Origin of the sequence: Corynebacterium sp. c24Ua_83 (genome assembly GCF_039907245.1) — a bacterium.
In the GTDB taxonomy this organism is placed as follows: domain Bacteria; phylum Actinomycetota; class Actinomycetes; order Mycobacteriales; family Mycobacteriaceae; genus Corynebacterium.
Window position 1 is genome coordinate 22,082 of the sequence record NZ_JASBOI010000005.1, and the last position, 19,442, is coordinate 41,523.

17 protein-coding genes are annotated in these 19,442 nt (G+C 62.2%); 8 read left to right on the plus strand and 9 right to left on the minus strand.

Annotated features, from left to right (window positions below):
- Positions 1–57 precede the first annotated feature (57 nt).
- Positions 58–876: a fumarylacetoacetate hydrolase family protein gene (locus QKE30_RS05310; protein ID WP_347934281.1), complete on the plus strand. Its 819-nt coding sequence runs from the start codon at positions 58–60 to the stop codon at positions 874–876.
- On the opposite strand, the gene QKE30_RS05315 is transcribed toward QKE30_RS05310, so the two are convergent.
- From QKE30_RS05315 to QKE30_RS05340, 6 genes are all read right to left on the minus strand, one after another.
- Positions 866–1,459, minus strand: a complete 594-nt coding sequence (locus QKE30_RS05315; RefSeq protein ID WP_347934282.1) for a hypothetical protein — start codon at positions 1,457–1,459, stop codon at positions 866–868. The two genes, QKE30_RS05310 and QKE30_RS05315, sit on opposite strands and share 11 nt — an antisense overlap.
- Positions 1,459–2,646, minus strand: a complete 1,188-nt coding sequence (locus tag QKE30_RS05320; protein WP_347934283.1) for an ABC transporter permease — start codon at positions 2,644–2,646, stop codon at positions 1,459–1,461. Before QKE30_RS05320 ends, QKE30_RS05315 begins: the two co-directional genes overlap by 1 nt.
- Positions 2,633–3,364 (minus strand): ABC transporter ATP-binding protein, encoded by a 732-nt coding sequence (locus tag QKE30_RS05325; RefSeq protein ID WP_347934284.1) that lies wholly within the window; start codon positions 3,362–3,364, stop codon positions 2,633–2,635. The genes QKE30_RS05320 and QKE30_RS05325 overlap by 14 nt, the downstream gene beginning before the upstream one ends.
- 78 nt (positions 3,365–3,442) lie before the next feature.
- Positions 3,443–3,934: a 2-C-methyl-D-erythritol 2,4-cyclodiphosphate synthase gene (ispF, locus tag QKE30_RS05330; RefSeq protein ID WP_070487267.1), complete on the minus strand. Its 492-nt coding sequence runs from the start codon at positions 3,932–3,934 to the stop codon at positions 3,443–3,445.
- 53 nt (positions 3,935–3,987) lie between these two features.
- Positions 3,988–4,815 (minus strand): 2-C-methyl-D-erythritol 4-phosphate cytidylyltransferase, encoded by an 828-nt coding sequence (locus QKE30_RS05335; protein ID WP_347934285.1) that lies wholly within the window; start codon positions 4,813–4,815, stop codon positions 3,988–3,990.
- Between the two features lie 14 nt (positions 4,816–4,829).
- On the minus strand, positions 4,830–5,420 hold the full coding sequence (locus tag QKE30_RS05340) for a CarD family transcriptional regulator (protein ID WP_049049590.1): 591 nt from the start codon (positions 5,418–5,420) through the stop codon (positions 4,830–4,832).
- Positions 5,421–5,687: 267 nt separating this feature from the next.
- Here QKE30_RS05340 and QKE30_RS05345 point away from each other — a divergent pair, with 267 nt between their 5' ends.
- Together QKE30_RS05345 and radA are read left to right on the plus strand one after the other, a co-directional pair.
- Positions 5,688–6,260 carry a hypothetical protein gene (locus QKE30_RS05345; protein WP_241476808.1) on the plus strand — a complete coding sequence of 191 codons (573 nt, stop codon included), beginning with the start codon at positions 5,688–5,690 and terminating at the stop codon, positions 6,258–6,260.
- Between the two features lie 94 nt (positions 6,261–6,354).
- Positions 6,355–7,791, plus strand: coding sequence for a DNA repair protein RadA (gene radA, locus QKE30_RS05350; protein WP_080971923.1), 1,437 nt, complete (start codon positions 6,355–6,357; stop codon positions 7,789–7,791).
- A gap of 23 nt (positions 7,792–7,814) precedes the next feature.
- On the opposite strand, the gene QKE30_RS05355 is transcribed toward radA, so the two are convergent.
- Together QKE30_RS05355 and QKE30_RS05360 are read right to left on the minus strand one after the other, a co-directional pair.
- On the minus strand, positions 7,815–8,525 hold the full coding sequence (locus QKE30_RS05355) for a hypothetical protein (protein WP_053088969.1): 711 nt from the start codon (positions 8,523–8,525) through the stop codon (positions 7,815–7,817).
- 67 nt (positions 8,526–8,592) lie between these two features.
- On the minus strand, positions 8,593–9,237 hold the full coding sequence (locus tag QKE30_RS05360) for a carbonic anhydrase (protein ID WP_347934286.1): 645 nt from the start codon (positions 9,235–9,237) through the stop codon (positions 8,593–8,595).
- A gap of 36 nt (positions 9,238–9,273) precedes the next feature.
- Here QKE30_RS05360 and QKE30_RS05365 point away from each other — a divergent pair, with 36 nt between their 5' ends.
- From QKE30_RS05365 to QKE30_RS05375, 3 genes are all read left to right on the plus strand, one after another.
- A complete protein-coding gene (locus QKE30_RS05365; protein ID WP_347934287.1) occupies positions 9,274–10,323 on the plus strand; it encodes an A/G-specific adenine glycosylase in 1,050 nt (349 codons plus the stop codon).
- 136 nt (positions 10,324–10,459) lie between these two features.
- Positions 10,460–11,926, plus strand: a complete 1,467-nt coding sequence (gene brnQ, locus QKE30_RS05370; protein ID WP_035004687.1) for a branched-chain amino acid transport system II carrier protein — start codon at positions 10,460–10,462, stop codon at positions 11,924–11,926.
- Positions 11,927–11,974: 48 nt separating this feature from the next.
- Complete coding sequence (locus tag QKE30_RS05375) at positions 11,975–13,327, plus strand: lipase family protein (RefSeq protein ID WP_347934288.1); 1,353 nt, start codon at positions 11,975–11,977, stop codon at positions 13,325–13,327.
- Between the two features lie 27 nt (positions 13,328–13,354).
- Here the strand turns inward: QKE30_RS05375 and QKE30_RS05380 are convergent, their stop codons facing one another.
- Positions 13,355–16,012 carry an ATP-dependent Clp protease ATP-binding subunit gene (locus QKE30_RS05380; RefSeq protein ID WP_347934289.1) on the minus strand — a complete coding sequence of 886 codons (2,658 nt, stop codon included), beginning with the start codon at positions 16,010–16,012 and terminating at the stop codon, positions 13,355–13,357.
- Positions 16,013–16,509: 497 nt separating this feature from the next.
- Here QKE30_RS05380 and QKE30_RS05385 point away from each other — a divergent pair, with 497 nt between their 5' ends.
- Positions 16,510–18,273 carry an AMP-binding protein gene (locus tag QKE30_RS05385; protein WP_239200463.1) on the plus strand — a complete coding sequence of 588 codons (1,764 nt, stop codon included), beginning with the start codon at positions 16,510–16,512 and terminating at the stop codon, positions 18,271–18,273.
- 237 nt (positions 18,274–18,510) lie between these two features.
- The gene (thiD, locus tag QKE30_RS05390) at positions 18,511–19,416 is read left to right on the plus strand and encodes a bifunctional hydroxymethylpyrimidine kinase/phosphomethylpyrimidine kinase (protein ID WP_239200466.1); all 906 of its coding nucleotides are present in this window, start codon (positions 18,511–18,513) and stop codon (positions 19,414–19,416) included.
- Positions 19,417–19,442: the final 26 nt, after the last annotated feature.

The window sequence follows — 19,442 nt, forward strand, 5'->3', positions numbered from 1 at the left end:
CAGTATAGGCATGCGCGTCCGGCCTCTTTGCCCATGCGTGTCAGTATCGTGGAGGACATGAGCACTCAGAACACCCCGAGATTCGCCACCATCCGCCTCAACGATCGGGGTGCATGGCACCCAATTGCAGTCACCTCCTTCTCTGCCGAAGGCGGTGAAGGCAAGCTCCTCGCCGAGTTCCCCTACAAGAAGCAGATCAGCAACACGGAACTGGATTCCCTCCCCACTGTTACCTTCACCGCCGACCAGCTGGGGCCGGTCGTGCCGAACCCGGGGAAAATTTTTTGTGTCGGCCTGAACTACCGGGAACACATCGCGGAGATGGGCCACCCGATTCCGGATCACCCCACCCTGTTCGTGAAGTACGCCTCCGCCTTGGCCGGCCCGTATGACGAGGTTATTGTTCCCCCGGAGCTCTCCGCGCAGGCGGACTACGAGGGCGAGCTCGCTGTCATTATGGGCGAGTCCGGCCAGATCGCGGGCTACGCCGTGATGAATGATTTCTCTCAGCGCGATTGGCAGTACCGCACCCAGCAATGGCTGCAGGGTAAGAACCTGGATCGCTCCAGTGGATTCGGCCCATGGATGGTGCCGGCCGAACACTTCGACCCGATTGCAGAAGGAGCCGTCTTGCGCACCTGGGTCAACGGCGAACTCCGCCAGGAGCACAGCGTTGCCGACCTGGTGTTTAAGCCACAGGATCTGGTGGATTACATCAGCAATTTCGCCTCGTTGGCACCTGGTGACGTCATCGTGACGGGCACACCAGAGGGCGTCGGCCACGGCATGACCCCACCGCAGTACCTAGCCGATGGCGACGAGGTGCGCATCGCTATCGACGGCATTGGGGAAATATGCAACCGCATTAACTGCTGAGCTGAGCCAAACCCGGCTCGGCTTTCTTGATGGCGCTCCGCACTGCCGCGAAAAGTAGCAGGCAGATGGGAAGCGCAATCACAATCACATCGATCCTGGGCGACCAGAACAATGGGAGGTATCTACTAGGCAATACCGATATGAGCAGGCACTGGGCGGCAGTTAGCAGAAGCAGTCCATAGAAGCTCTTTCGCAGGTCCGCTACGAGGCATGCACCGAAAATCACCGACAATGCAATAAGCGTGTACTGCAGCATGCCTGGGTTGCCCAGGATCGCGACAACGCCGCATTCGCCCAGGCAAAGCCCGAGGAAAAGCCAGTCGCAGGCCGCCCACGTGCGAACAGTTAATTCTTCCAGCTGGGAAAGCCGGTTATCCCAGAACATCACCGCGGAGCTAACGATGGCGATGGAAAACACGAAGTTAAACGGGATAACTCCGGACGAACTCCACGAAGCCCAAGGAATGGGAATAGTGGTCGTGCCGAACAGTACGGCGCCCACGACGCCGAATATCTGAAGCATCACCGCGTAGGTCGCGGAATGTCCACGCCAATAGATCTGTACTCGATGTTGGGCAGACACTATCCCTCCCAGCACTCGGAGTTCGCCCGATCCAGGATGAACTTCACGTCCACTCCCGCATTCGTTCCATGCACCCCGCGCCATTGTCCGGAAGGCGTCAAGGTCGCTCGTTCCAGCTCTTCTTCCGTCAGATCGGGAAGAGACTCCGCTACGGATACGGGTTGCTGCGGGGTCCCCCAACACGATGGTGCCCCCTTAAGTGCAGGTTCATTGCTGAGGAGCTCGACCAGGAGCGCGTGCTTTACTTCCGGTTGTTGACCCGAGCGAGCGAGCCGGATGTCGTCGTCCCGTTGCGGTTCGGCGTCGATCAGCCTATAGGTAGTGACGCCCAAAGATTCCCACACCTTGCGGTTAGCGTCTACCTGCCCAGATGGAGTTTCGCGCCAGTAACACACCGCTCCCTCGCAGATCATGTGCTCTTGGGGGCGGGGCACCGCGGAACTGTAGTTTCCGTCTTGGGCGATTCCGTAGCCTAAACTACAGCTCACGCCGAGTAGAACAATGGCTGCCAAGCGGAGTGGCCACGCCGACAACCCCGGAAGCCAGTTTCCATGAAAAGCCGCGATCAACAGCAACGAGCAAACGCATATAGCCCCCAACACCAGAGCCGAAGCCTTCCACAGAATCGGGTCCACGCTCTGTGATACTTGGCAACAGGAGCTGAACGGCTGCCCGAACATTTGTCGCCACGCCACGTTTGAGAGCGACACCGGGTAAGCGACCAGGATATAAGGAAGAAGCAAGCCGACGGCGATCGCCACAATTGCTGGTAGGTACAGCCCTAAAGTTGCTCCCAAGCTCAGCCATGCCACGCCGTGAAGAGCAATAAAGACCAACCCTGTTGCAAGGAACCGTCCGGACTCTACGTAGCCGATATTCGCTAACTGCACTGCGAGGTACGCCAGCACCACTACCACCGCAAGCAATAGTGGCAGCGTCAAGGATCTGAGCCAGACTTTAAAAACATCCTGCACAGACCCGCGGGACTTAAAAAAGGAACGGAAGCGTGCCATCTCTTTGGCGCCGATAAAGCCAAGGATTGGCCCCAGCGAATAGTAGAGGGCCAAGCTATTGGAGATCGCGTTGTCCTGCGTAGGCACCGGGTTTGCGTTGAGTGTAATGCTCAGCAATCCCAGCACAGAAGCGGCGAGTACCAGAGCAACGTTGAGAGCGTTAATCCTCGTCATGGCCGCCGTTCCTGGAAAATGCTTCCGCAAGTTTTCTCACAGTCTCGGAATAACGATGTGACTTCTCCGACTCTAGTGATTCACGCCCAATTCGTAGAAAATCGCCCATGGGTCCCTGGAATTCAATTTTGCCTTCATGCAACACGAGTACATGCTCGAACGGCTTCTCCACCTCCAAGGGCTGATGGCTAGATACCCAAAGACCAACGCCCGATTCCGCGATGGATCGATAGAGCCCTTGAAGTTCCCGTTTCGCCAGCGGGTCGAGTGCAGCGCTAGGTTCGTCTAGCAGAATGTGCTCCGCGTTAGAGTTCAGGGCTGTAGCGATTTGCACGCGGGCTTGCCGCCCGCCAGACAGCTTGCTGCATTGCTTATGTGCGTGTGCTTTAAGTCCGACGAATTCAATCCAATAGGCTGCGGTCCTCTTGCTCTCCGTCCAACCGGCACCATTAAGCCAGGCGACGTAGGAAACATAGTCGACCACACGCGCCCCATTGATGCTTTCGAAATGCTGTGGGACGTACACCGCTCGGCCCAACTTCGGCACAGCGCCCTTGGACGGTTTTAGCTGCCCGGCAAGCAACTTCATAAGCGTGGTCTTACCGGCACCATTGACACCCAGGATCACTGTTGGGCTAGCAGGAACCTCGAGGGAGCGGACCTCGATCCCTTCATCGGAACGCGGGTAGCTAAAGGAAAACGAGTAGCTATTCGACAAGGAAGTTCCAGACCTTTAGTGCACGGAGTTTCTGTTTGATGGAACAAACCTACGAAGGCATAAAAAGATTGTCAATAACTAATTCTGCGACTGCCACACGACCGCCGTCGCCACAGCCGCCACGCCCTCGCCGCGGCCGGTGAAACCCATGTGATCGGTCGTGGTTGCAGAGACGGAGACCGGCGCGCCGATCAGCTCCCCCATCACCTTCTCGGCCTCTTCGCGCCGGGTGCCCATCTTCGGGCGGTTCCCCACCATCTGCACCGCCGCGTTGCCGATCACGAAACCCTTGGATTCCAACAGCTCGCGGCACTCGCGCAGGAGGCGCTCGCCGGAAACGTTGTCGTATTCCTTGCGCCCCACTCCGACGAAACTACCCAGATCCCCCAGCCCTGCGGCGGAGAGCAACGCATCCACTACCGCGTGCGCCACCACGTCGCCATCGGAGTGTCCTTCGCAGCCATCCTGCCCTTCCCACAGCAGGCAGGCCATCCAGCAGTCTTTACCGGGCTGCACCTGGTGAGCATCCGTCGCAATGCCGACGCGGGGAATGATGTGTGGGGTATTCAATTGCGGTCTGCCTCTCGCCTCTGGTTGCGTTCTACTTGTCTATTTCGGGCCTTCTAGCCCTTGCTGCCATTCAGAATCATCTGCGCCACACGGTAGTCCTGGGGCGTGGTGATCTTCATAGCTAACGGGTCAGCGTCCACCGCCACCACCGGGAAGCCTGCCATCTCCATCAGCGAGGCATCGTCCGTTACCAGCGGAAACGGTGAGGCACCCACCCGATCCACCGCATGCGCAGAACTGATTTCCGTGGTGCGCAGGTACTGCTCGTTAGCCTCGATCAGCTTCTCCAAGTCGAATACCTGTGGCGTAGCCGCCGCCCGCAGGCTGGCACGGTCGGGGGTTTGCTCCACGACCGTCTGCCCTGCGCGCGGGCCGGAGGTGGGGGCGTCAATAACTTTAATAGTGTCTACCACCGGCAACACCGGGATCGCCCCGTACCAGGAACCATCCGCGACACCACGGCGCGCGCGGTCGACAACCTCGGCGACCATGGCGGGCGGGGTGAGGCAGCGGGCGGCATCGTGGACAGCAACGAAGCGCCCCTCGGTGGCCTCGCCCGCAGCGCTTAATCGCCGTTGGATTGCAACGAGGCCCGCGTAAACAGAATCAAAACGCTCTCCACCACCGAGCTCCACGCTGACGGTCATGGGCGCCCACTCCGCGACGTTGATGGGATCGCCGACGATGCTTTCGGCGTGGTCGCGCATGTTCTCGCTGACCAGCACGATCGCTTCTTCGATGTTTTGGGACGCCGCCAGGCCGTCCAACGACCTTTCCAGCAACGACCGACCGTTGAGCTCGACGAAAGCCTTCGGGGTGTCGAAGCCCAGGCGGGTACCGCTACCGGCAGCGGCGACGAGTGCGTAGACGTTCGCTGTCACAGCGCCTGCCCGGCTTAGTCTTCGCCGTCCAGCTCGTCGTCCAGATCAATGGAGCCGCCGGACTTGGAGTCCTCGTCCACGCCTGCGGCACGGGCTGCAGCGGCGGCCTCGCGGTGGCGCTTGATGGCGGCCTGCATCTCGGCCAGCAGCGCGTCGGTCTTCTTGTCGTCCACGCCCTCGGCCAGGGCGAGTTCGCCCACGAGGATCTGGCGGGCCTTGGCCAGCATGCGCTTCTCACCGGCAGACAGGCCGCGGTCCTGGTCGCGGCGCCACAGGTCGCGCACAACCTCGGCAACCTTGTTCACGTCTCCACTGGTCAGGCGCTCCTGGTTCGCCTTGTAGCGGCGGGACCAGTTGCCAGCCTCTTCGACGTCGGTCTCGCGCAGCACGGAGAAGACCTTGCGCAGGCCTTCCTCACCCACCACGTCACGCACGCCAACCTTCTCGGCATTCGCGGCCGGGACGCGGACGGAAAGATCACCCTGGTTGATGCGCAGCACCAGGTAGTCGACGGTTTCCCCCTTGAACTCCCGCTGCTCGATGCCCTCGATGACGGCGGCGCCGTGGTGCGGGTAAACGACCGTATCTCCGACTGCGAACTCCATAAGTGTTCCTCTAACGTCCTTCCGAAAGGCTGTGACAGGCTGTGCCGGGCACTGACAGGCACGGCGTAAATACCCGATAGATTCTACCGTAATCGACCGCGCTACCCGCATTTGGGGCATAAAATCCCCAGCAAGTACGCACTAGGGGGCACTAATTAACCTTAAAGGCCTCCTTGGCTAGGTGTACCGGCCCCCTACAGGCTAGGCTGGGTGCAGACGTTTTTATTCAACTGCTTTTAAGACATGCCTCAGATGGAGGAACGCATCGTGAAGACCCTCAAGGCCCAGCCGCTGAAGACGACCTTTGCCCGTGGTGCGCTGGCGCTGGTCGCAGCAGGTTCCGCACTCGCCCTGTCCGCGTGTGGTGCAGGTCAGATTTCCCAGACTTCCAGCCAGGTTGCCGCTGTCAACGGTGCTAGCGGCACCGCCGAGCACGCTGACGTTCAGGACGTCACCGTGGTTGTCGGCCCGGATAACGCTCTGGCCCTGAAGTTCACTATCACCAACGAGGACACCCACGGTAAGCCCGTCAAGGTTGAGTCCGTGAAGGTGGAGGGCAAGGAGGTCTCCGGCCTGGACGAGACCGAGATTCCGGCTGGCGGCTCCCTGGTTGCTGATGGCAAGTTCGCTATGGAAGACATTGAGGCCAAGGAGCAGAAGCAGCTGCAGTACGCCACCACCTCCATCAAGGGTCTGGATGACGTTTACGTGGGCGGCCACAAGAAGGTCACCTTCAAGCTGGATGTCGGCGAGGTTGAGCTGAGCGCTCCGGTTTCCGCTTATGTTCCGGAGGCAGGCCAGCTGCACCGTGACGAGGACGGTAGCCTGACCGACAAGTAGCCCCAAGAGCAAGCTTCAGCGTAGGCTTCCTCAAAATCGAACAAACGCCGCCGCCGGACATTGGTTGTCCGGGGCGGCGTTTATTGTTGTGAGCATGGCAAGTAAGTCGAGCAAAGCAAGCCGGGTTTTCGTCTGTACCTCCTGCGACCACCAGCTGTCGAAGTGGATGGGGCGCTGCCCGCAGTGTGGGGAATGGGGATCGCTGGAGGAGCGGGACACGCGCTCCTTAGGCTTGGGCGCAATGGGGCTCGCCGGAGTTGCGGGTGCTGGCGCTAGTGCGGGGCGCCGCGGTGGGGGACGCGGATCCGGCGGCCTAGTTCCAGGGGCCAGCGCCCAACCGGTCACCCAAGTGGATCCGACCATCGCCAAGCACCGCCCCACGGGCATCGGGGAACTAGACCGCGTTCTAGGCGGCGGCATTGTCCCAGGCAGCGCTGTGCTACTGGCGGGCGAACCGGGCGTGGGTAAGTCCACCTTACTGCTAGAGGTCGCCGCTGCGTGGGCCAAGAAGGGGCATACGGTGCTGATCCTCACCGCGGAGGAGTCCGTGGGGCAGGTGCGCCACCGGGCGGAACGCACCGGTGCACTGCACGACAAGCTCTATTTGGCCAGCGAGAACGACCTGGAGAATGGCCTGGCGCAGGTCGATGCACTAAACCCAGAGCTGATCATCGTGGATTCCCTCCAGACCATGCAGGCCACTGGGGTGGAAGGCGTTGCTGGTGGCGTGGCCCAAACCCGCGCGGTCACCAGCACGCTGACGACCCTGGCGAAGATGTCGGGCACGCCCGTCATCGCGGTGGGGCACGTGACGAAGGAGGGCACGGTCGCCGGCCCCCGCACCATCGAGCACCTGGTGGATGTTGTGCTGAACTTCGAGGGCGACAAACACTCCTCCATGCGCTTCCTGCGCGGCATCAAGAATCGCTTCGGTGCCACAGACGAGGTCGGCTGCTTCGAGCAGACCGCCCACGGCATCCAGGAGGTTGCGGACCCCAGCGGGTTGTTCCTGCATCACCGCACCGAATCCGTGACCGGCACCGCAGTAACCGTCGTGATGGACGGGCGCCGCGCCATGGTCGGCGAGCTGCAAACTTTGGCGCTTAACAGCGAGTTTAAGAATCCGAAGCGCTACATGACGGGCATGGATGCCTCGCGAGTGTCGATGGTGCTGGCCGTGCTCTCCGAACGCTGCGGGTTGCCGCTGGCGGACAAGGAGGTTTACGCCGCCACGGTCGGCGGGATGAAGATTCTGGAACCCTCCGCGGACCTCGCCACCGGGCTTGCGCTGGCCTCCACCGCAAAACGTACCCCGCTCCCCCTTGGGCTGGTTGCCCTCGGCGAGGTGGGCTTAGGCGGGGAGGTGCGCCGCATTCCGCAGCTCACCCAAAGGCTGGCAGAAGCCCACCGGCTGGGATTCCACACCGCGCTGGTGCCAAAGAACTGCCACTACGAGGCGCCGAAGGGCATGAAAGTAAAGGAGGTCTCCACGCTCTGCCAGGCGGTCAACTACTGCCTATCTACTGACTAGTCCACCGGCTGGGCCATTACTGGCTACTGCAAGTTAAACGAGGCCGGCTGGGAAGTATTGTCGCCCACGTGGGCGTACAGCAGGTAGCTTCCCGGATCGACCGGCTTGCGGTCCTCGCACTTGCCCGGAGCGGATGTGGTACGGGACCAGGCGGCCATCTCGTAGTTCGCAGACTCGCCGGCCTTGATCTTCGTATCGCCTACGACCTCCGGCTCGTTGCAGTCGATGTCTCCCCACACGCGCTCATAGTTGCCCATGGTGAAGACCTCGAACTTCAGCGGGGAATCATCGAAGTTGATGTCGCAATCCGCGTTCGTCGGGTTCTCGATCTTCACGAAGAAGTTCGGCTGCTGCTCCGCGTTAAACGTCGGAGCACCCGGCCGAGCGGTGACGCGCAGGTCGGCAAGCGAGCAAGAATCCTTCTTCTCGTCCTTGTTCTCGTCGCTCTCGTCGTCCTTGTCTTTATCTTTGTCCTTTTCGGACGCCTTCTCGTCCTCCGAGTCGCTCGGTTCCGTACCCTTCGGCGGCTCCGGCGAGCTAGTCATATCCTGCTGCTCGGAGGTAGTGATGGCAGTCTCGGTGGACGCCGTGTTCTCGGAGTCCCCTCCCCCACTGACCAGGCTGATCAAAGCCCAGATCACACCGATAACAACGACCAAGATCACCACCGCAGCAATACGGCGGCGGATATACACTTCGCGTGGCAACGGGCGCCTGTTGTCTTCATCAGTCACGCAATTAATGCTAAAGGCTGCCCGCTAAAAGACCGCGCATAGACACGGGGTGAACCCCGCAAAAGTCCTAGTGAACGCGCTGCGCACCCTCAATATCCAACCCGTAGCTGACCAGCGGCTCGGCCAGGCCATCGGACAGGCGGTAGCGCAGCCCCACAACGGCACAACGGTTGTCTGCCAGACGCGCCTGAATCTCCGGCGAGCGATCCACGATGTGGTCGGCGATCTCCGCCACGTGGTTGCGTTCGAAGGCGTCACTACTTTCCATGCCGCGCTTCTTCGCGGACAGCAACGATGGCGTGACCTTCTCCACGAGCACGCGCTGAAAGCCCGCGGGCATGTCGCCGCCGTTCAACGCCTGGGAGGCCGCGGCAACCGCACCGCACTTCTCGTGCCCCAGCACCACAACCAGCGGCACCTCCAGGGAATCCACCGCGAATTCCAGGGAGGCCAGCACGGACAGGTCGGTGATCTCGCCGGCAGTGCGGATCACGAAGACATCGCCGAGGCCCTGGTCGAAGAGGATCTCCACCGGCGCGCGGGAATCGGAACACGCCAACACCACGGCCTGGGGCTTCTGCCCCTCCTGCAGGGAAATGCGGCGGCTCAAGTCCTGGTGTGGGTGGTCGGAATCGCCGCGCATGAAACGTTCGTTGCCTTCGCGCAGGCTATCCCAGGCCTGCCGCGGGGTCAGATGTTGGCTGGAAGTCATGGTTCCATTGTGCACCGCGCTACAGTGATTCGTGCAATGAACTCCCCTTCCGCCGCCTCCCCCGACCTGCCTACCGGCTCGCACAGCAGTCTGCCCGCCAAGTTGAATTATTGGTACGCGCGCAACGCCCGCGACCTACCGTGGCGCCACCCGGACACCACCCCGTGGGCAATTCTGCTGAGCGAGGTCATGAGCCAGCAAACGCCCGTCGCCCGCGTGATTCCCCTCTGGCGGGCCTGGCTGGAACGCTGGCCCACCCCGGCAGATCTGGCCGAGGCGCCGCGATCCGAGATCTTAAAAATGTGGGCCAACCTGGGCTATCCCCGGCGCGCACTGCGCCTCAAGGAGTGCGCGATCGCCTGCGTGGAGCGCCACGACGGAGAGGTTCCCAGCGACATCGCCGAGCTCGAAGCCCTGCCAGGGATCGGCCACTACACCGCCCGCGCCGTCGCCGCCTTCGCCTTCGGCCAGGCCGTACCGGTTGTGGATACGAATGTGCGCCGCGTCTACCGCCGCCTCGTCGACGGACGCTACCTGCAGGGCCCCGCCCGTGCGCGCGACTTGGCGGATGTGGCCTCGTTGCTGCCCCACGTCGATCCAGACCCTCGTTTAGTTGGACGCCAACTGCCTCCACCGCCCCAACCCCAGCCCACTGACACGGGCACCGGCTCCTGGGAGAGCACAGACACGGGCACTGACGCCACAAGAGACGCAGACCGAGACGCCGCGAATCTGATGTGCGCCGCACTCATGGAACTCGGCGCTTTGATCTGCACTGCGAAAAGCCCATCGTGCGACCAGTGCCCCGTAATCGACGACTGTGCGTGGGTGCAGTCGGGCAAGCCGCAGCCGACGGAGGCGGAGGCGCAGGCCGCGGCCCGGCGCGTGCAGAAGTTCGTGGGGACCGATCGCCAGGTCCGCGGAAAGATTATGGGGCTACTGCGGGAAGCGGGGGAAGGTGGCGTCACAAAGAAAGAGATAGACCTACTGTGGCCCGCAACCGAGCAGCTCGAGCGAGCCCTGCAATCGCTGCTCGACGACGGGCTGGTGGCTCGCGACGGCGCAACGTACCAGCTACCGCACTGAGAAAGCTCCGTAGAATCCCCGCAGAATCTCCGCCCGAAATAGGGGCAAAACGCAAATAGTTTTGACCGGCTTAGGCTCTACGGGGATACGTGCATTAGAGTGATAAACGTTACCCAGATCACAATAGGAAAATTTTATGTCGACTCCACCCTCCTCGACTGCCAAGCAGCCAAACACAACTACCACCGTGGCGGCCGTTGGCCTCATGTTGTTTTCCATGTTCTTCGGCGCCGGCAACCTCATCTTCCCGCCCATGCTCGGCGTGGAATCCGGCGAGAACTTCACCCCTGCCATGATCGGCTTCTTGCTGACCGGAGTACTCATGCCGGTGCTGACGGTCATCGCCATCGCAATTTCCGGCAACGGTGTGCGCGACCTGGCCTCTCGCGCCGGCGCACTGTTCGGGCTCATCTTCGCGATCGTTGCCTACCTTTCCATCGGTGCGCTCTACGCCGTACCGCGCGCCGCAGCGATCGGCTACGAGCTGGGCATCGAATCCACCTTCGATCTCTCCGGTGGCTGGTGGCGCCTGGCGGGCACGTTCGCCTTCTTCCTGATCTGCTTCCTGCTGACGCTCTGGCCTGGCAAGGTCGTAGATACCCTAGGCAAGGCCCTAACCCCAGTACTGCTGATCCTGCTGGCCGTGCTGGCTATCGTCGGTCTGCAGAAGCTGAACTCCCCGAGCATTCCCGCCACTGAGGAGTACACCTCCAACCCGCTGGTCAGCGGCATCTCCCAGGGCTATTTCACAATGGACTCCATCGGTGCGCTAGCCTTCGCGCTTATCGTCGTGAGCGCTTTTAGCCAGAAGGGCGAGACCGACCACAAGCGCATCGTCAAGCTCTCCGGCATTGCGGCCTTCACCGCCGGTTTCTTCCTCATGCTGGTCTACCTGGGCCTCGGCCTGGTCGGCGCCCGCATGCCAGAGAAGGAAAGCTACAGCGACGGCGCAGCTATCCTGAGCTCCGCTGCGCATCTGACCATGGGCAACACAGGCGAGATCGTGTTCTCATTGATCGTTCTGCTGGCCTGCATTACCACCGTCGTTGGCCTGACCGCAGCATCGTCCACGTTCTTCCACGAGCTAGTTCCGGCCATCAGCTACCGCTGGTGGGCGACCATCTTGACGCTCGTTGGCCTCGCTATCGCCAACCTGGGTCTGGAAAAGATCCTGAACGTCTCCGGCCCGGTGATCGGCCTGATTTACCCGCCGGCGATCGTGCTTATCGCGCTTTCCTATGTGCACCTGCTGTGCCGCCAGCACAAGCTGGTGTTTTCCTACCGCATCGGCGTGGCCGTGGCCTTCCTGTTCTCCTTCATCGACTTCCTGGCCGCCCTGAACGTGCCGGTCGACGATCTGCAGAGCGCCTTGAGCTGGATCCCGCTGATGGATGCAGGCATGGGCTGGCTGCTGCCCACCATCTTCCTCACCGCCATTGGCTTGGTCATCGACCTGACCCGCAAGGTGCCAAATGACGAGGACAAGGACGTGGACCTGGAGGCGCTGGATCCGTTCACGGCGAATGTGGACACCGAAGGCACAGAAGACAGCGCCGAAGTAGCCGCAGACAGCGCAACCGATACCCCCACTTCACGGGGCTAATTAGCAATACCTAATACTTCGGGCGGAGAAAACACTTAGGATCCCCCTATGACGTTTTCTCGTAGAAGTTCCAACCGTTCCCGTACCCTAACCGCCACCTTCGCAGTGCTGCTGCCCGCAGCCATCGCCGCTTCCGGAATGACCCCAGCCGCCGCAGCACCCGGCGGACTCTATGGCTCCGTCGAGGGATCCGCCTCCAAGGCCGCCGCTACAGGCAGCGGCAAATCCGTAGTGGGTTCCCTGCCTAACTACGACCCAGATGGCTTCTACTCCTCTCTGCCTTTGCAGGTGAAGGGCAAGCCAGGGGAAATCATCAAGACAGCCCCCAGCAACTTTGCCCTCGGAATCCCCTTCGTCGATTGGACGAATAGCGAGGCCCAGCGCGTGGCCTACGTTTCCACCAACTCCCGTGGCGAGACCGTACCCGTCACCGGCACCGTGCTGGTGCCCCGCGCTCCCTACACCGGTGGCGGGGAGCGCCCGCTGCTGGTCGTAGCTCCGGGCACCCAGGGCAGCGGCGATGCGTGCGCCCCAGGCAAGCTGCTGCCAATGGGCTTGGAGTATGAGGCCGCGCCCGTTGCCGCCGCTCTCTCCCGTGGCTGGGCCGTCGCACTGACAGATCTGAACGGCCTGGGCACTCCGGCGCAGCACACTTACATGAACCGCGTGGATCAGGGCAACGCCACCTTGGACATGGCCCGCGCGGCAAAGAACATGCCTCGGGTACCGAAGGCCGCGCCGGTCGCGGTGTGGGGTTACTCGCAGGGCGGCGGTTCCTCCGCTGCAGCTCTGGAGCTGGCTCACACCTACGCCCCGGAGATCAACCTGAAGGCGGGCTACGCCGGCGGAGTGCCGGCGGATTTGGCTATGACTGCCACCGCCATCGACAACGGTCCGCTGGCCGCCGCCCTGGGCTACACGCTGAATGGTTTCCTCGTCTCCAATCCGGAGATCCGCGGCGCCGTGGAGGAAAAGATGAACGACAAGGGCAAGGAGTTCGTCCGCCAGACCGCAAGCGAATGCATCCCCGAATCCCTCGCGCGGCACGCCTACACGGATACGCGCACGCTGACGAAGAACGGCGAGTCACTCACGGAGCTGCTGGAGCAGGAGCCGTTTAAGAAGCTTGTTGACGCCCAACGCATCGGCAGCCGCTCACCCCAGGTCCCTGTGTACGTGGGCCATGGCACGAACGATGACACGATCCCGGTTGAGCAGAGCCGCCGCATGGCCCGCCAGTGGGCGGAGGGTGGCACGAAGGTGAACTACGCGGAGCACAATATCCCGCGCACGTTCCCGCTGGGCGATCACATGGTGCCGATGATCACGCACCTGCTGCCTGCCCTGGACTGGGTGGATAACGTGATCCACGATCGCCCAGTGCAGTTCAACAAGGCCTAGTTAACAAGGCCTAGCCAAAAGGCTTAGTTAGCCTTTCTGATTCCAGTCATCGCTGGAATCTGCGGCGTCAAAACCCTTATCCTCCGGCACGTTGCCCTCGGCGGCGACAGAGACCGCCTCCTGGGCCTCGTCAGCGGCGAAGTCCTCCTCACCGACCTCCGGCAGGGGCTTTGGCTTGGTGCCGAAGACGAACTTCGCATCGTCGCCCTTGGACTCGCCGTCCCAGTTCTCGACGTCGACGGTGACGATCTCGCCGGCGCCGATCTCGCCGAACAGGATCCTCTCGGACAGGTGATCCTCGATCTCGCGCTGGATCGTGCGGCGCAGCGGGCGGGCGCCCAGTACCGGATCGAAACCACGCTTGGCCAGCAGGGACTTCGCCTGCTCGGTGAGCTCCAGGTCCATGTCCTTCGCCTGCAGGGCGGTGCGCACGCGGCCCAGCAGCAGATCCACCATCTGCACGATCTGCTCGCGGGTCAGCTGGTGGAAGACCACGATGTCGTCGATACGGTTCAGGAACTCCGGGCGGAAGTGCTTCTTCAGCTCGTCGTCGACCTTCTGCTTCATCCGCTCGTACTGGGTGTCCTCGTCGGCCTCACCAGAGGAACTGAAGCCCATGCCCACAGCCTTGGAGATGTCCCTGGTGCCCAGGTTCGAGGTGAAGATCAAGACGGTGTTCTTGAAGTCCACCATGCGACCCTGGCCGTCGGTAAGGCGACCATCCTCCAGCACCTGCAGCAGGGTGTTGTAGATCTCCGTGTGGGCCTTCTCGATCTCGTCGAACAGCACCACGGAGAAGGGCTTGCGGCGGACCTTCTCGGTCAGCTGGCCGCCCTCGTCGTAGCCGACGTATCCCGGAGGCGCACCGAACAGGCGGGATGCCGTGAACTTGTCGTGGAACTCGCCCATGTCGATCTGGATCAGCGCGTCGTCGTCGCCGAACAGGAACTCGGCCAGTGCCTTCGACAGCTCGGTCTTACCCACACCGGACGGGCCGGCGAAGATGAACGAACCGGACGGGCGCTTCGGGTCCTTCAGGCCGGCGCGGGTGCGACGGATGGCACGGGAGACGGCCTTGACGGCATCGTCCTGGCCGATGATGCGCTTGTGCAGCTCGTCTTCCATGTGCAGCAGGCGGGTGGACTCTTCCTCGGTGAGCTTGAACACGGGGATGCCGGTCCAGGTGCCCATGACTTCGGCGATCTGTTCCTCGCCCACCTCGGCGACTTCGTCCAGCTCGCCGGCGCGCCAGGCCTTTTCCTTCTCCGCGCGCTCTTCGCCCAGCTTGCGTTCGTCGTCGCGCAGGGCTGCTGCCTTCTCGAAGTCCTGGTCGTCGATGGCGGCTTCCTTCTTGCGGCGCACCTCGGCGATCTTGTCGTCAATATCCTGAATAGCCTTCGGGGCGGTCATGCGCTTGATGCGCATGCGGGCGCCGGCCTCGTCGATCAGGTCCACGGCCTTATCCGGCAGGAAACGGTCGTTGATGTAGCGGTCCGCCAGCTGGGCTGCGGCCTTCAGCGCACCGTCGGTGATGGATACGCGGTGGTGCGCCTCGTAGCGGTCGCGCAGACCCTTCAGGATCTCCACGGTCAGCTCCACGGAGGGCTCCGGGACCTGTACCGGCTGGAAGCGGCGCTCCAGCGCGGCGTCCTTCTCGATGTGCTTGCGGTACTCGTCCAGGGTGGTGGCACCGATGGTCTGCAGTTCGCCGCGGGCCAGCTTCGGCTTCAGGATGCTGGCAGCGTCGATCGCACCCTCGGCGGCACCTGCGCCGACCAGGGTGTGGATCTCGTCGATGAACAGGATGATGTCGCCGCGCTGGTTGATCTCCTTCAGCACCTTCTTCAGGCGCTCCTCGAAGTCACCACGGTAGCGGGAGCCCGCCACCAGGGAGCCCAGGTCCAGGGAGTACAGCTGCTTATCCTTCAGCGTCTCCGGCACCTTGCCGTTGACGATGTCCAGCGCCAGGCCCTCGACCACGGCGGTCTTACCCACACCGGGCTCGCCGATCAGCATCGGGTTGTTCTTGGTGCGGCGGGAAAGCACCTGCATTACGCGCTCGATCTCGTTCTCGCGCCCCACGACCGGGTCCAGCTTGCCATCCTTCGCTGCCTGAGTGAGGTTGCGGCCAAACTGGTCCAAAACCAGTGAGTTGGACTTCTGGCCGGGGCGGCTCGGCGCGCCCTCCGGGCTGCTGCCCACACCGGCGGTAGCGGGCTCGCCGCCACCGCTTTCTTCCTCGTTCCCCTCGTAGCCGCTGAGCAGCTGGATTACCTGCTGACGCACGCGGGACAGGTCTGCACCGAGCTTGACCAGCACCTGCGCCGCCACGCCTTCACCCTCGCGGATGAGGCCCAGCAGGATGTGCTCGGTGCCGATGTACTTGTGGCCCAGCTGCAGCGCTTCGCGCAGCGCGAGCTCCAGTACCTTCTTGGCGCGCGGGGTGAACGGGATGTAGCCGCTCGGCGGGTGGCCACCGGTGCCGATGATGTCCTTGACCTCGGTGCGCACGGCGTCCAGGGAGATGCCCATGGATTCCAGGGCCTTCGCTGCGACACCTTCGCCTTCTTGGATCAGGCCGAGCAGGATGTGCTCGGTGCCGATGTAGTTGTGATTCAGCGCGCGTGCTTCCTCCTGCGCCAACACAACGACGCGGCGCGCGCGATCCGTGAACCTCTCGAACATGGTGTGCTCCCTTTTTCAAAAGATGTAGCTTGCGTATTCGCCAATGTTGCCCACCTTAGCCGTGAGCGTGGACAACTCATATCGCCTTTCACACAACACTGTGTTGTTGTTGCTTTATTCCGACGCCACCTCGGCCTCAACCACCCACATATCAGCAGGTAAACAGGCATTCTGAACTTAAGTTTCTAAGCTGTACGCCGTCAGCGAACGCGCCCTTTAAACCCCTATTCCGCAGCTCCCCCACAACCTGTCCCTTCATAGTTATTTTTTCAAACCGAGAACTTTTTAACCCAGAAACATTAAAGTGATGCACGCCACTAAAGCTCGGGGCAGTGGTGCACAAGGGATCCGTCCGGAGAGGAACCCCAACAAAACCACCCCAGGGATTCCACCCCAGAGATACCGCCCAGTGAAACCGCCCCAGAGAAGCCAACCCAGAGAAACCAACCCTGGGAAGCCAACTCAGTAGAGACCAACCCAAGGAGAGTCACCCAGAAATGAACGCAGCAGCAGCCGCCCAGTTGCCCAAGCCCTCCCTTACCGACCAGATCGGGACCGCCGGCACACTTCTTAAAGGCACACTGCCCCTGTTCAAATCGGGCGTCCTGGGATCTATGGGCCCCGTCGCAGCCGGCAAGGCCCTCAAGGGAATCATCCAGTGGAGCTTCCTGCCCGCCGGCCTGCTGGCCATCGGGGCCGCGCGCGACCCCTACCACACGGCCATCATCGACGACGCCGGTTCGATGACCTACCAAGAACTGCACGAGCAGTCCACCGCCCTGGCGCAAGCCCTCTTCCGCACCGGTGTTCGCGAACGCGACCGCATCGGCGTCCTGTGCCGGAACCACCGCGGCTTCATCCTCGCCCTGTGTGCACACGGTCGGTTGGGCACGGACATTGTGCTATTCAACACTGGGGCGTCAGCAAAGCAGACCCAGGCCGTGCTACAGGAACAAAAAATCGACATCCTGTTCATCGACGAGGAGTTCCTGCCACTGCTGCCAAAGGATTTCGACGCCTGCCCCGTCGTCGTAGCCTGGGAAAACGGCGATACGCTGGGACTTACCCGCGAGGCGGAGGAAGCCCTGAAGAAGGCCTCCAACGTTAGGGATGCGATCGACAGTGGCGACTACGCCACCCGCAGCGAAGACTGGCCCTCCCTGCACGAGGTGCTGAGCACCACCCCGGAAAACCTCTCCATCCCCGCCCGTCCGCGTCAGGGGCGCACCATCATCCTGACCTCCGGAACCACCGGCACCCCGAAGGGCGCGCGCCGACCGGAGCCGAAGACGTACATGCCGGCGTCCTCCATCATGAGCCGCATCCCGATGCGCCACCACCGGCCGTCGTTCCTCTCCGCGCCAATGTTCCACACCTGGGGCTTCGCGCAGATTCAGCTGGCTCTCGCGCTGCGCAACACCATGATCATGCAGCGCCGCTTCTCCCCCGAAGCTGCAGTGAAGCTGATCAAGAAGAACCGCCCATACACCATTGCAATGGTGCCGACGATGCTTCGCCGCATGCTGGAGGTCGTGCCGGAGAACCTCAACTCGGGCACGAAGATCATCGCCACCTCTGGCGAGGCGCTGCCACCGAAGGTAGTGCGTGAGACGCAGGAGAAGTTCGGCGACGTGCTGTACAACCTCTACGGATCGACGGAGGTCAGCTGGGCTTCCATCGCCACTCCGGAAGATCTGCGCAAGCACATCAACACTGCAGGTAAGCCGCCGATGGCAACGACGCTGAAGGTCCTGGACGACAACGGCAAGGAGCTGCCAAACGGGGAGATCGGACGCATCTTCGTGAAGAACGACATGCTGTTCGAGGGCTACACGCGCCCCGGCTCCGACAAGGAGATTATCGACGGTATGGTCGCCACCGGAGACCTGGGCTACTACAACGACGAGGGTCTGCTGTTCATCTCTGGCCGTAGCGACGACATGATCGTCTCCGGCGGTGAGAATGTCTTCCCGCAGGAGACCGAGGACGTGATCAACTCCATGGATTGCGTCGCCGAGTCCGCCGTGCGTGGCGTGGACGACCCGGAGTTTGGCCAGGCGCTGTGCGCGTGGGTCGTGCCGGAGGGCAAGAGCGCCGCCGAGCTGACTGACGAGGAGAAGGCGGAGTTCGAGGAGAAGGCCAAGACGGAGGTCAAGGCTCACCTGGCGCGCCACAGTGTGCCGCGCTACTTCGTCTACCTGGACAAGCTCCCCCGCAATGCGGTAGGCAAGGTAGTCCCGCGCGAGCTGCCGCAGCCCTAGCCAGCCGTCCGCTCGTAGCCGCCCATCCCGCAGAGGGCATCCCAGCTGACTTAAATGTCGGAAAAGTTGCAAAACGTTATTGGGCACAATTTTCGCTAATGGAAAAGCCCTGCTCAGAGAGGCATACAACAAGAGCTGAAAGTAGCAAGTTTGCAGTTTTGCAACTTTTCCGACATTTAGCACCCTGCAGAGCTAACTGAGAGAGTGGGCGCAAGCAAATGCGCCATAATGAGGGGCATGACTAACAACAGCTCCGACATCAACCCCAGCAACCCAAGCCCCAGCGACCCCAGTGGCTCGGTCAATCCAGCCAGCTCTAGCAACCCAAGTCCCAGTAACCCCAGCCCCCTCCGCCCGCGCGTGCTGTCCATCGCCGGCACGGACCCGACAGGCGGGGCGGGCACGCAGGCGGACCTGAAGTCCATCATGGCGGCGGGCGGCTACGGCATGTCTGTCATCACCGCGCTGGTCGCGCAGAACACGCAGGGCGTGCGCGAGATCCACACTCCCCCGCTGAATTTCCTCCGCGCGCAGCTGGATTCCGTCTTCGACGACGTCACCGTCGATGCCGTGAAGATCGGCATGCTCGGCGGCACGGAGACCATCCAGACCATCCGCGATTACCTGCAGGATCACCAGGTCACGACGGTGTTGGACCCGGTGGCGGTGGCTTCCTCGGGCGACCGGCTGCTCACTGCGGACGCCGAGGACGCACTGCGGGACTTCGCTGCCGCTTCTTCGGTTGTGACGCCGAACCTCCCCGAACTAGCACTCCTGACCAAGACCGAACTGGCCACCAGCGAGCAGCAGGCCGTGGACATTGCCGCGAAGTGGGCGCGGGAAACCGACACCACCGTCATCGTGAAGTTGGGTCACCTGGATGGACCGGAGGCCGGAAACATTGCAGTATCTCCTGCCGGGAAGACGCACAAGGTCAGCTCCCCGCGCGTGGAAACAAAAAACACCCACGGTACGGGGTGTTCTTTGTCTTCCGCCCTAGCCACTCGGCTGGGCGCAGGTGATTCGCTAGAGGATGCGTTGGATTGGTCCACTAAATGGCTCAACGAGGCCATAGCCAATGCCGACCGTTTGCTAGTCGGTAAAGGCCATGGCCCCGTTGATCACTCGGTGCACCTGTTCTAGGCAGCTAGCCGGCTAGGCGCGGGCTC

Coding starts and splice junctions, on each gene's coding strand:
- QKE30_RS05310 (WP_347934281.1), top strand. CDS start 58: ATGAGCACTCAGAACACCCCGAGATTCGCCACCATCCGCCTCAACGAT.
- QKE30_RS05320 (WP_347934283.1), bottom strand. CDS start 2,646: ATGACGAGGATTAACGCTCTCAACGTTGCTCTGGTACTCGCCGCTTCT.
- QKE30_RS05340 (WP_049049590.1), bottom strand. CDS start 5,420: ATGGAGTTCGCAGTCGGAGATACGGTCGTTTACCCGCACCACGGCGCC.
- radA (WP_080971923.1), top strand. CDS start 6,355: ATGGCAAGTAAGTCGAGCAAAGCAAGCCGGGTTTTCGTCTGTACCTCC.
- QKE30_RS05360 (WP_347934286.1), bottom strand. CDS start 9,237: ATGACTTCCAGCCAACATCTGACCCCGCGGCAGGCCTGGGATAGCCTG.
- QKE30_RS05365 (WP_347934287.1), top strand. CDS start 9,274: ATGAACTCCCCTTCCGCCGCCTCCCCCGACCTGCCTACCGGCTCGCAC.
- brnQ (WP_035004687.1), top strand. CDS start 10,460: ATGTCGACTCCACCCTCCTCGACTGCCAAGCAGCCAAACACAACTACC.
- QKE30_RS05375 (WP_347934288.1), top strand. CDS start 11,975: ATGACGTTTTCTCGTAGAAGTTCCAACCGTTCCCGTACCCTAACCGCC.
- QKE30_RS05380 (WP_347934289.1), bottom strand. CDS start 16,012: ATGTTCGAGAGGTTCACGGATCGCGCGCGCCGCGTCGTTGTGTTGGCG.
- QKE30_RS05385 (WP_239200463.1), top strand. CDS start 16,510: ATGAACGCAGCAGCAGCCGCCCAGTTGCCCAAGCCCTCCCTTACCGAC.
- thiD (WP_239200466.1), top strand. CDS start 18,511: ATGACTAACAACAGCTCCGACATCAACCCCAGCAACCCAAGCCCCAGC.